This window comes from Thalassoroseus sp., from assembly GCF_984380535.1.
In genome coordinates this window covers 538,413-551,001 of the sequence record NZ_CFHRBF010000001.1, presented here as the reverse complement: position 1 = coordinate 551,001, position 12,589 = coordinate 538,413, and the positions used below count along the sequence as shown (strand labels likewise).

Here is a 12,589-nt window from a genome sequence, read left to right as displayed (position 1 = left end):
TAAGACTAGTTCGCCGGTGCACCGAGGCAGTGAAAAACCGGCTGAAGATACTCATTTTCTTAGGATTGGTCAGGAACCGTCCGTGGGACAAATTGCATGGTCGTCGCAGGCCGACGGCAGGTTGCGAGCAGTTCAAGTCACGGTCGCTCGCGAGCCGCAGATCTCCTCTGCCTGAGGCAAACCGGCCGACGCCATCTCTTGCAGAATGTCCATGAAATTCATCGTTGCCAGACGTTCGGCACGTTGTAGCAACAAGGGAACTGGGCTCGACGGTTCATGACGTTGGTAGTAGTCACAAATCCGCCGCAAGGTGTTAACGACTTCTTGTCGATTGGAGATCGTGCCAGGGTTCGTCGGCGGTGCCGGGCAAACGCTGTTTGTTGTTTCCATGAGTGGGCTCGTGTGATCATCCAAACTCGTTTCGTCGGCCGAAGAAGCTTCATCCGGCTCCGAGTTTTGACCACCGTTCCGATGTTCGATGAGCAACGTATCAATGCGTCGCAAGAGATGTCGCAACGGTCCGAACTCGGGCGTTTGGACTGTCCCCACGCGATCCGCAAGCTGTGTTTCCAGTCGATCGAGTGCCGTTAAGCTCTCGCGAACTGACGCTTGTACCGACAGAAGTTGATCCTGATCACACGCCAGAAAGACCGCGTTGATTTCTCCTGCCGATCGGGCATCGTTGTGTTCGTCGTTTGTCGAGCCGCTTTCGATCAGTTCGCGATAACAAACCGGACGGTGCCCCTGGGCCACTGCCAAAGGTACGTCTTGGATGGCTCGCAACATTCGCTCGGGATGCACAAGATCCGCGAACGCGTTGATGCGAATCGTGGGGTCATTGTCATCGTCGGGATCGAGTGCGGGATGAAGGGTCTCCCATTCGGTTTCAATCCAGTTCGCCAATAATTCCAGCGCGGCCGGTAACGGCGACAGTCCTTCGAGATGAACCAAAGATTCTGCCAATCGCACACCGACTCGGAGGTCGTGCGTCTTCTGACAGAGTTCGAGACTCAGCGACCGTAAAGATTTCCAGTCCGGCGCTTCGGCTTCGATGAGCGTATCGCCGAACTCTTGTTCCTTCCGTCCGACCGCAGCTCGCTCCATGTCGCCGAACTTTTGGTCGTATTCCAGATTCGGTCCACTCGGTGATTTCGATGAGAGTGGATTTTTGAGTGCCGACAATTCGTCAATCCACAGAGACATGCACATTTCCTTCCACTGAGAATTCGACGGGTGCGTGTGTCGCTGTCTGAACGACCGCCCTGCCCGCCATTCCTAGAAATGTCAGTGCCAAGGCGAACGACATCGCAAGGAGCGCCCGGCTAGCGTACCGGCAAAACCGATCTGTTCTCCGTGGACGCGGATGCCAAGCGAGGCGTTCTTGCAGCATTTCCGCATGACGTCCGAATGGCGCGGCAAACCCGAGTGATGGGGGCGTCTCGCCAGTCGCCATCAGGAAACACCCGGAAACTGGCAATTTGAAATTTGAGGTCTCCCGAGACTCACGCTCCGCGATTCCACCGACGAGAATGGAAGTCAAAGTCGGTCGAAGAATGACCCGTACGTCGCTCAGCAATTGATAGAGCAACGAATTTCCAGCATGCGTGAGTGCGTCAGGACGTTGGAAGATTTCGTCGATGTGACCTTCGATATCTGCGCAAGCGAGGTCGGCAATGGCGATAAGTTGTTCTGGTGTGGACCGACTTTCCACATTGCAATAGCAACCGGGCATCAGGTTCTCCGCGGCATGCGGACCGAGTCGGCGAATCAACTCCACGAAGCCGGGGTGTCGTTGCCAACCGTCGATCACGATGGAGACCGTTGCATCGAGCTGCAATGTTTCCCAAATGATTTCCAGATCCGACCGCAACACGCGGGCAATTTCGTCGGCGTATCCTGGGTGACGCAGCAACAATGTTGCCGGCAGCCGAATGACCAAATGGTTCACAGGACACAATGGTTCTCGAACTTTGATCAAACGCTCGCAGACTTGTTGCAACCGGTCTCGTGCGACCGTCGCTTCGGCATCGGTGAACAAAGTGGGATGGATGTGTCCGGGACGCTCTTGGATGAACCGCAGGAGATGCGAACCCGGCGAAGACGACATCGGATTCGGTTCCCAACCGACTTGCCGAAGTCTCGTCAATAACGGATCGAAGGCATCAGGATTCGGTTCGGGATCTCGTTTGCCAGAAATGGTTTCGAGTCGCTTAAGCGTCAGATTCAGTAAGCCACAATCGATCGGCGACAGTGTGATAGCTTGGGAACTCGCGAGCCATTGCACCGTTGCGGCTGACTCGATCTTCGAATCTGAACGAAGCACCGAACTCGTTTGACTAACGAAACGTGTCGAATCCTCTGCCGTCGGCGAACCGATGAGCAGGTTGATCGGCAGGGAACTGGGGAGGATGCCCCGTGTCCGCATGGCTCGCACACCAGCCGCGAATTCCCGGTCAATGCTCCGATCCGGGAAGAACACGCCACCGGTCCAGATGCGAATCGTCAGCCAAGTTGATAACGAAACGGCCACCAACAATACGAGGAGAAGTGCAATTCGGGTCCAACTCATGTAGTTGCCCAAATTGACCAGTCGCGGATCGAACCCGTAAATGATCCACAAGCTTGTCGTAACGATCGTCAGAATCACGCCGATGCTGACGCCCATCCGAATCGGGAACCCCCACCGCGTGGGAGCCGTGATGACGTTCAGGATCTGTTGTGGGACGTTCATCGAAAGATTCCAGAGGATGTCAAATCAGGCGAGGCGAGCGGCTCGTGACAAGATTAATGGCGATACCACAGGTGGAAACCTGCGACGTTCACAATGCCTAACATCAACATTAAAACGGCTGACCACACAAAACGCTTACGACCTGTCAACGGGGCGGCACCTGGCAGAGTGCGAGCGGGTGGACCTAATTCGGAACGTCGATCTTTGAGCCGCAGACCGATCGCGGCTTGTCGCAACCATGTTTCCAGATCAGGCGGATAGGACATCGCCTGCGAGTATTCGCGGTCGAGTTTTCCGCTTCGATAGAATCCCCGGAACCCCAGCAACACGCAGTTGTAGTACACTTCAAACGCATTCCGCTGCGGCAACTCGGATGCTTCCGCCGCATGATGGAAGAACTGTTCGCTACTCAGTCGCGTGTTGAACAGTGTGATTTCGAGAATGTTGTCGTTCCACCAATCCGCTCCGTTCCACGGTGTGTCGACAAGCATTTCGTCGATCCAACTCACCAACGCATAACGAGCGAGATCCCACTCACGAGAGCAACCGACAATCGCTTCGCCGCGTTCGATCAACTCGCGGATGGCTAGTTGCTCGGCCGCCGGATCGAGTGTTCGACCTTGCGCCATCTGATCCAGCAGCGCAAGCACTCGCTGAAATATCGGATCGACGGCGAGTGCGAATCGGGGTGTCATAGAAGCGGAGCCTTTTGAAGCAGTTGACGTTTGAGCGTGGCGGATTTCGTATCGCGGGAGCCGGAGTGCAAAGGCTTATTCGCGTTGGTTTCGGACGTCAAAGATCGCATACGGTCTAGGCGTCGGGTTCGGAGACGGCGAACAACGCAAAACGCAGCGAGACCACACGGGGGCCGTTCTGCACTCGCAGTTCCGTCCCGCCGTGTCGAAGTTCATCCGCGTTGGAAATCAACGATTCTCGGATGCGAACGGCGATCGACTGCGAATCGACAACATCCCGCCACACGCGTCCGTTGTCCTTCGTGACTTCGTAGAAACTCCACGATGAACGTGTCGGCAAATCTCTCACGTTGCGGTTGAGCGGCACGAGGTCCAACCCGGACGCACGCTGTGAGTACAACGATTCCACCTGCCGCACGCTACCGAATTTCCAATCGAGCATGCCAGGACTCAGAAGTTCGCGAACTTCGCTCGCGGACAACGAACCACGATGCACACCGATGAACCACTGCCAATCCTCTTGGAACCACTGCGGATCGAGCACGGCATGGAGACCGGCTCCCGAGCCGCGGAAGTCCCGCTTGTGGTAGGCATAGTCGCGGACGTTCTCGAGACCGGCTTCAATCAATTCCCGAAGTCGCCGGAACACGGTGCCCAAATCGTCGTGATCGTACGCGGGGACATCAGCCACGGTCCGCTGCGGACTGAACAACGCGAGCCGACCGACGATCTCACAAAGTAAACGATAGACATCGACGGGACGCGGACGCGATGTCAGTAACGCCGTGAGTTGAGCGTGCGCCTCGTTCAAGTGGCCGAGCATCAGAATCCGGTCAAGATCGCCTGGTTCCTGAGCGTGAATGTGTAAACCGCGACTCGAAAGTTGCTCGCCGAGCACACCTAACTTGTAGGCGATTCGGTCGTGAAGTCCGCGGATGAGATCCCGCTCTAACGGCGACCACGCAGAGACGGAGAGCAGCGGCGGGATATAACGAACGTCGACTTCCGGCACACTCCCCTCAGCCGAAGACCGTGTCACCTGTGCAATCGGCAATACATCGTAGCCATCTAAGTCGTCGGTCGAGAGCAACAAGCGGACGTTGAGATCTCGTAAACCGATCGTCTGATCGTTTCCACCTTGGCTTTCGTCTTGCAACGCGATCTGCCGTTCCACAAACCGCGTGCGAGATTCGCTTTGGCCGAGTTGAGATACGTTCGTCGTGCCCATCCGAAACCGAGGCACACCAAGATAAACGCGAACGACCTGCGACGAGTTAAACGCCTCACTGAGGTCGACCGTGGCACCGTCTTCACTCGACCATGCGTTCCGCAAACTGCGGCGATCGGGAGTTTGACCTTGGTCGAGTGCGATCAACGTACCATCGGGCATACGGGCCTGAATACGGTCGATCTGAAGTTGCGAATTCGCGAGTGCATCGCGGCTGTACTCCAACGACTGCAAGCCGTAGCAGTAAGGATGGTCCCACTGTTCTGCCGTCTGCAGTCGTTCGGTCCAGAACCGATCGGCTGCCTGAAAGTGCTGAGGCCGAAGGAACAATCCTTCGTGCCAATGAACGGGAAGATGTCGCATGGATGGCCCAGGCTCGAACAAACATAGAACAGAGTGTTGCGTTTTCGCCACACTGCAGTCTTCCCTGTTTTTTCCGCAACGCCGGGGGAATCCCCGTAGGAGTTCTAGAGAAAGGGGGGTATCCACATGAGCCATGGTATGTATGCGGCTTCTAACGATTATGCCGATTCCGAGTGCGACCGATGCGACTTCAAACTTGAGGGAATCTCGTGACTTGTCTTCACTTTGTGTTGGTTACCCACCAAGCGGATGTGAAAACGTCAAACTTTGCCTCACCACCCTGATCGGAACGGCCGATAGTGAGAAAAGAATGGGTTCGCTCGGCAGTTTCCACGTCGCTGAGCTTCGGATTCCCTCAACAAGTCGAACGTTATGTTGGAGCGGTTCCACTACCGACGTGTCTGGGCGTTGTCGATTTCGGCAGTGGCGATCGTGCTATTGTCCCTTGTGACAACCGCGATAGCGGAAGATCACAGTGCGTCTCGCGAGCGAATCATCGCCCTGCTCGACGATGCCCGCGCCAACGCCAATGCTGGGACGGTTCCAACAGTTCCGACGCCAACGCCAACGCCAACACCAAAGGCAACTGCAACGGTCCGGACGGCGAGCCATTTTATCGAGGTTCCACCGCTGCCCGATCCGATCAATATCGAGGACTACATTCCCGAGGTCGAAGCCGCACCCGTCGAGGTGAATCCCAATTTCGAATTGGCTCCCGTGCCGGCCGTCGAGGAGTCGAGCCCGTTAGTGCCCGAACCGGAACTGGCCGTGGCCGACGACTGTCCGGAGTGTTGGCAAGACGGTGTGTACATCGATCCTCTCGCAGAACCGGGCGGGCCGGGATTGTGCGCCGTTGCCAATCTAGAAACGTGGGGATGGAACCACCAGACCGGCGATTTTGGTTTGGGAAGTCAGCAGGTTCCGTTCGCATTGTTCGACATCGACTCGGCGAAACCATACACCCAATTACGATTGCGGATCGACAACCGCTACGGCATGTCGACTCCCGATCGGGCGGAATACTTCTGGGCTAATCCGGCATTAGGACCGAAACAGCCTGAGCAAAGTCTCGATTTCCAGCGGTACAGCGTGCGTCAAGAGATTGGCGGGGAAGCTTTCGGTGTGTTCACGGAAGTCCCGCTGTTGTCGATCGACCCGGTCATCAATCCGAATACGACTGGATTAGGGGACATTCGCGTCGGTCAAAAATTCCTGCTGACCAATGCCAAGAATCGCAAGTGGCAAGTCGCTCAGATCCTGACGACGGTCCTCAATACCGGTTCGATTCACCGTGGGTTGGGCAATGGCAACACGGCATTTGAACCGGGCATTCTCGTCCGTCGGACGTTGTCGGAAACAACATATCTCCATGGCGAATTGAAGTACTGGATTCCAATAGGAGCCAACCCGAAACACTCCGGGGAGGTTTTGCGATACGGTCTCGGGTTGAGCACGGTTGCCTATCAGACCGACTGCTTCGCGATGATGCCGACCGTCGAAGTGATCACGCACACCGTCACCAGCGGGCAAAAGACAACCCCGAGCGGAAATCTCGTGGATGTCGACGGCGAAACCTTCACGAACCTGCTCTTCGGCACACGCTACGCCTGGGGACCGCCGAGCGACTTGGGGCTTTTCGAGATCGGTATTGCCGGCGGATGCCTGGTCGGGAACGATGGCTTCGACGAAGCCCGCATGACGTTCGACTTCCGCTGGAGTTTCTAGAGCGGCCCGGCAACGTGACCGGTCAGGCAGTCTTTACCGTCTATGACGACGCTGCGGGCACGCTTCAAGTCATTCCGTCTGAACTCCGATGAGCAGAGAAGAGATCTCTCGACCTGCGCGCGGTCGTTTCATTCGGCGAGCATCGAACTTATGGCAACTCCGGTTTCGACGGTCCAGTCCGCTTCGCAAACGACTTCGTCCTGGAGAGGAACGACGAAGCCGCCGGAAGATGTGCCCACTCACGACTGGCAAACCGAGACGCCACCGCCCCGTCGAGTTCGTTCGGTCCCGAAATTTTTTGCGGTCGTCGTGTTGCTCGTCGGGCTGGGCTTTCTGGCGGCATTTGTTGTCGTCGCGTTGGATACGCCCGCGAAAACGCCGCTGGTATGGGTGGACGGATTTGCGACCGATGCGGTCGAGAATCGTTGGGGAGCTGAAGACTTCCAGCGGTTCGCTGCACTCGATGGCCAAACCGCTAGCGTCGTGAAATTGGCCGTGCGAAATCGGGCTGTCGATGGTGGATTGGTCGGGCTGGCCGAAGTCATTCGTCAGAAAAAAGATCAGATCGCAGCTTCCGAACGTCTGGTGCTTTTCTTGAATGTGCCAAAAGGTGTGAACGACGCCGACGAACCTGCGTTTCTCCTGCCAGACAGTGACCCGCTCAATGCCGCCACGTGGGTTTCGCTTCCAGAGATTCTTGACCAAATCACGGCGAGTTTGCGTCAGGAATTGCCCGACGAAGCCGAGGCAATTTCCACGCTGTTGCTGATCGACGGTCCGGATTCCCGCGTGAATCTGATGGCCGGGATGCCACGGAATTGGTTCTGCACACGGGCAGCGGATTGGCTCGGCGAACATCACCAGCAAGATCGTTATCGTCAGTTTACCCTGTTGCTGGGGGCGTCGGGTGACCAGACTGCCACTGTCTCGAATCAACAATCTGCCCGTGCGTTCGCATGGGCGGTAGCCAGTGGCTTGGCGGGGCAAGCCGACTTGGATGCGAACGACGTCGTCACCTGTGAAGAGTTGGCATCGTGGGTGAAAGACGAAGTCGATCGCAGTGCGTATCGGCTTTACCATCGTCGACAGATTCCCCAACTCGTACACGCCGGACAATCCCATCTTAGTGTGATTCAATCTCTGGCGTTGGCGTCCCGAAAACAATGGCAGCATTCCGCCAAAAACATTGCAAGTCCAAACGGTTCCGTGTCGTTGCGAGATGTCGACGCGCTCTGGGACCGATGGCTGCGACAGCGTGACCGTGAAATCTGGGTGCATCAACCCGGCGAATGGGTTCATCTGACAAAGCAACTTCTTCAACTCGAGTCTCTGAGCCGGGGTGGTCAGAACACACGAACACCGGCCATGCGATTACACGAAGTTCTCTCGCTACGTCTTCAACAACTCGAAGAGAGACCGAGGGTCGCGAGCGACTTCGAGATCGGCGACTTCAAAATGTTCAACGCGTCGATCGCCGACCGCTTGGGATTGTGGAGCGATGCTCAACTTCAAGCGGTGACGCAGTTCCGACGTAGTTTGCAGAACCTTTCGACTTTTGAAGACCTATATACTGCGTTCCGCGAATTTCAGCAATCCCCCGATTTCACTCCCTGTGATCTGGCACGATTCATCGGACTTGTTGTGAGGGAAGCTCCCAATGCGAGTCGTGGGCAAAGTGAGTTGGTGCGATTGTTTGCTCGGCTTTCGTGTCGACTTTCGATCGAGCAAGGTCCAGTGGATGCGAGAAATCACCACAAGTTAGTACCGGCTTTGTCGGAAGCCGAATCATTGCGACGCGAGTTGCTTGACGACTTGCTCATTGGCACTCCCGAAACGCTGCGACACGCGTTGTCTCAGCAAACCGACATCGAAGCCATACTTGCGAAGCTGGACGAACAGGTTCGAGTTCAGCGTAAACTCCTCAGTGGCCGCGATCGACTTTACGCAAAACTACCGACCCTGTTGCGTGTGCAAGATTCGCTTGCGGAACCGGAAGCGTCGCGATTGGCCACGGCCCTTGCCGACGTGCTGGAAGCACTTCAGGAATTCGATCAGGAGTTGCAGGACTCGCAGTCGATTTCAGTCGAACAAGTGAATTATTGGCTTTCACAGCTGACAGCGTACGAGACGGAGTTGCAAGCGGTCGTCGATCGCGTGTACGACCGGTTTCTCACCGCCGAAGTTCTGGCGTCTGCCGATCGTGCGGCGATCGAGGTGTTGTTGTCGACGGGCCTGCTTTCGAGCGGTGTAGACTCTCTGAATCGTTCGCCGCTTCAGCAACGCAAAACGCTGCGTGACCGGTTGATCGTGGCCGACGAAGACGTCGCTTCCACAAAAACCGTTGATCCATCGCTGCCACCATCAGTTCTCGCACCGATCCCGCAGACAGATTTGGCGTTAGTCCGTTTGTTCGATCGCATCACCGCAGAGACGTTTTCGAACCATGAGTTCGCAGATGCTCCGTCACCCACCGAGCTTCGCGAACGATTGGCCCGGTTTCGGGCACGTCTTCACAGCGTCACCGGCATTCTTCCCAATAATCACGCTGCCACCGCCGAGCACAATGTGAGCGAGTTTTTGAAAGTGGCGTCACGGTTCCGGCAACTCGCTGAATGGCTGCCAAAGGAGGAGACGGACCAGATTGCCAAAGCTCTCCACGATCACGCATGGGCCGCACGTTGTTTCCAGCAAGCAGAGACATCCCTGGATGATTTCCTCGCGGCTCATCAAATCGGACAGGCACCATGGTTTGTCTTGACCTCTAACGCATTGATTGCGGTGGGTGAGGTCATGCTCCATCCATCGTTGAACGACGGCGTCAAATATGCCGGTGTCAACCGTCTGAAACAGCAGCGGTGTGCAGTGCTTGAGTCGGGGCTGCCGATTCGCGGAATACCTATTCCGACCGCGGTGTCTGGCGATCCACTCAGGACCGATTTGACACTCCCGATTTCCGCTTCGATTCGTCAGCGACTACCGTCCGGACGTATTGCAATTGGCGTCGGTCTTCCAGGCGAGCGCCGGTTCCTCACCGCTGCCGCTGTGTCTAGTCATCACGGAACACAGAGCCCGATGACGGTCGAATGGATCAATCCTGCGGGCGTCGATGTGACTCATTGGCACGGCGTGGCCGACTTTCGCGGGCATCACTTTGCCGACCCACTGGCACTCAAACCGGTGGGCGGTCTGACGGTGAAAACACATCAGTCGCCAATTGGACCGGCGTCGGTTGTCGTCGAAGGGGGAGACTTAGAACCTCAGGCGATTATGTTCGTGTTGGACTGCTCGGCTTCCATGACCGAGACCATCGGACGCGAAGGGCTCACCGGCGAAGTCCGGAAACTCGATGCCGCGCGAGAGGCTTTGTTGCAATTACTCGACTCCCTGCAAGACCGACACAATTTGCATTTGGGGGTCATGTTGTACGGTCATCGAGTGGCAGCCGGGGCGAATTCAGCAGCTGGTCCTCAATGGCAACGTCGGTACGTCACCCAGTTCCCCTGCTCGACCGATCTTCGACCATTTGAAGACGTGGAAACCATTTTGCCGCCCGGTCGGTTTCGGACGTTGGAGCGGGACATGGTCGCTCAACGTTTGCGATTGCTGCTGCCTTGGGGCGAAACTCCACTGCATCTCTCGTTGACGGAATCCGTCCGGCAGTTGAGTCGGCTCGATGGAATGCGACGCCGCACGATTGTCGTCATCACCGATGGTCGGAACTACCAGTTCAATCCGACTGCCGAAAAACGACGGACCGTCGACGAAGTCATTTCCACGGCCAACGAATCCGACGTCGCGATTCACTTAGTCGGTGTCGGACTGCCGATCGACCAGCGAACTCGCGCCCGTGCAGAATTCGAACAAATCGCCCAAGCTACTGGAGGTTCGTGTGATGTCGATGTCGACGATGCGGACCGCTTGCGAATGAAACTTCGGGGCTTGTTCGCGCTCTCCAAGTTTTCACTCACCAACTCCGATGGCGAACGACTCGAACAAATGGTCGGACAACCGATCTCGATTCCCGCACCTCGGCAACAGCCGGAGAAATGGACACTCGCTTGGCGAGATCAGTCCGTCGGTTTGACGATCCGCGGCCAAGAGAGTTTGTCGTTCCGACAGGAAGATGACCTGTCCCCGCTGCAGCTCGCCCGAAGTGCCGCCGTGCCGGTCCGGGTGAGTGCGATCATCGACGAATCCGCACGTGCAACCGGTTTGCAATGCGGCTGGTTCGCTCCAAAGTTTGAGAACGAGCAACTCACGTTGTCGGCTCGCATTTCGCGTGAGGATCGCACTTATCTCGATTGGGATCGACGATTTCTCGTGATGGCCACTCCGCTCACGCAAAACGGTGACGCGATTGGCAATCCCATCGTGCTGTGGGAAAGTTTTCGGGAGCCCGGTACGGGAAATCCGACGTATACATGGACAATCTCCAATTGGCCCTCCGCCGCGAAAGCCGTGCGTGTGGCGTGTTGGTTCCCCCGCGACGAAATCGCAACAAAACTCTCCAACGTGTCCGAGTTGCTGGAATCCATGCTGCGTGGGGAATCAATTTCTCCCGAGGTTTCCGAGAATCTGCAATGGCAACTTCGTGTCGACAACAAGACGCTCACGCTCATCGAACGCTTCGGTCGACACCGGGGATCGGCGGAACGGTTCGTGTTGCACTTGGCATCTCCCTCCGTCATCGAGGAAGCGGCCCATCGACGTGACGATCAGAATCAAGTCGCGGTGCACAGTTGGAGGACGCAGAATGGCGATTTCTCAGGTCTAGTGATTGAGCGTCTGGATGTCTTCCAATTCAAACAACACGCTCTACGAATGGCCAACACCTTGGAACTTCCCGTCCAATCGCAGCCACCGCTCATCCCACTCACGAAACTCCCCCACCCAGCAACCGATACTCAGTAGAGTAAATTCGTCAGAACGCCTCGCAAACGCCTGCATGGTAGGAGAGGCATGCAATATCGGCACGAGTCGAGACTGCTGCAACGCTATTGTTAGGCAATTAGGTTGGGTTGCGTTAGCGTAACCCAGCATGGGATCGCTGAATATCCGATCAAACCCCCACACGGAATTTCTCAGGATATTCAGGTCACACGAGAGCCTGCGGACCGGCATTCGGACACTCGGTTGTGAAACAGCCTGTCAACAATGAACCCGTTGCGATGCGAGTCGACTTCAGATTCGCCGCCGATCAGACAATCGAGATTGTTATTGCTGACCGTTCTCCATGACCTCGATTGTTTTACTCACACCGTCGAGTAAATCCGGAAGGCTACTTAGCATTTGGACAAAACCAAAAAACAACACTCCATGGTGAACGCCGAGTTGGAGTGAATGCTCCGTGCTCGAAATGTCTGAATAGATCGAAACAATTCCGGAGGCAAATAGGATCATTCCCGTGGTGAGCGTCATGGCAGGATGTCCGGTAATCCATTTGAGCTTTTGGAGTGCTGGTTTCATCTACCCATCCAAGAGTCATTTTGTGACAAGCTTATCAACCAATCTTGAGCGGCTTTCCGCGATTCGTACTCAAGACAGACTGTAGGCACAGTGCGCGAAGCGTAACCCAGCTTTTTAATACGTTGGGACTTCAGAGAATGCAAGTAGAGTGGGTTAGCAAAGCGTAACCCTGCATTCGATAGCGTTGGGACTTCAGAGAAAGCTCGGCTATGTCCCAGCTAACTAGCCCGCGATAGATTGCCAGATCGTGCAAACCGGCGAAGTGGTCCCGACAGGACTCGAACCTGTGACTTCCACTTTGTAAGAGTGGCACTCTAGCCAACTGAGTTACGGGACCAAAAAGTTGTTGATGGGTATTCTAGCCATCGCGACGAAATACGC

Annotated in this window: 7 protein-coding genes and 1 tRNA gene; 2 read left to right on the top strand and 6 right to left on the bottom strand. The window is 56.0% G+C overall.

Going from position 1 to position 12,589, the window contains the following annotated elements; all coding sequences use genetic code 11:
* Positions 1–132 precede the first annotated feature (132 nt).
* From tssA to tssK, 4 genes are all read right to left on the bottom strand, one after another.
* On the bottom strand, positions 133–1,203 hold the full coding sequence (tssA, locus tag AC5DDB_RS02045) for a type VI secretion system protein TssA (RefSeq protein ID WP_491737998.1): 1,071 nt from the start codon (positions 1,201–1,203) through the stop codon (positions 133–135).
* A complete protein-coding gene (locus AC5DDB_RS02040) occupies positions 1,187–2,731 on the bottom strand; it encodes a hypothetical protein (protein ID WP_491737997.1) in 1,545 nt (514 codons plus the stop codon). The genes tssA and AC5DDB_RS02040 overlap by 17 nt, the downstream gene beginning before the upstream one ends.
* Before the next feature lie 53 nt (positions 2,732–2,784).
* Positions 2,785–3,426, bottom strand: coding sequence for a DotU family type IV/VI secretion system protein (locus tag AC5DDB_RS02035; RefSeq protein ID WP_491737996.1), 642 nt, complete (start codon positions 3,424–3,426; stop codon positions 2,785–2,787).
* Between the two features lie 115 nt (positions 3,427–3,541).
* Positions 3,542–5,017, bottom strand: a complete 1,476-nt coding sequence (tssK, locus tag AC5DDB_RS02030; protein ID WP_491737995.1) for a type VI secretion system baseplate subunit TssK — start codon at positions 5,015–5,017, stop codon at positions 3,542–3,544.
* 372 nt (positions 5,018–5,389) lie between these two features.
* On the opposite strand from tssK, the gene AC5DDB_RS02025 reads away from it, so the two are divergent.
* Together AC5DDB_RS02025 and AC5DDB_RS02020 are read left to right on the top strand one after the other, a co-directional pair.
* Positions 5,390–6,742, top strand: a complete 1,353-nt coding sequence (locus AC5DDB_RS02025; RefSeq protein ID WP_491737994.1) for a transporter — start codon at positions 5,390–5,392, stop codon at positions 6,740–6,742.
* Between the two features lie 150 nt (positions 6,743–6,892).
* The gene (locus tag AC5DDB_RS02020; protein WP_491737993.1) at positions 6,893–11,653 is read left to right on the top strand and encodes a vWA domain-containing protein; all 4,761 of its coding nucleotides are present in this window, start codon (positions 6,893–6,895) and stop codon (positions 11,651–11,653) included.
* A 303-nt stretch (positions 11,654–11,956) separates the two neighbouring features.
* On the opposite strand, the gene AC5DDB_RS02015 is transcribed toward AC5DDB_RS02020, so the two are convergent.
* Together AC5DDB_RS02015 and AC5DDB_RS02010 are read right to left on the bottom strand one after the other, a co-directional pair.
* Complete coding sequence (locus AC5DDB_RS02015; protein ID WP_491737992.1) at positions 11,957–12,208, bottom strand: hypothetical protein; 252 nt, start codon at positions 12,206–12,208, stop codon at positions 11,957–11,959.
* A 263-nt stretch (positions 12,209–12,471) separates the two neighbouring features.
* Positions 12,472–12,545: transfer RNA gene (locus AC5DDB_RS02010), tRNA-Val, on the bottom strand.
* Positions 12,546–12,589: the final 44 nt, after the last annotated feature.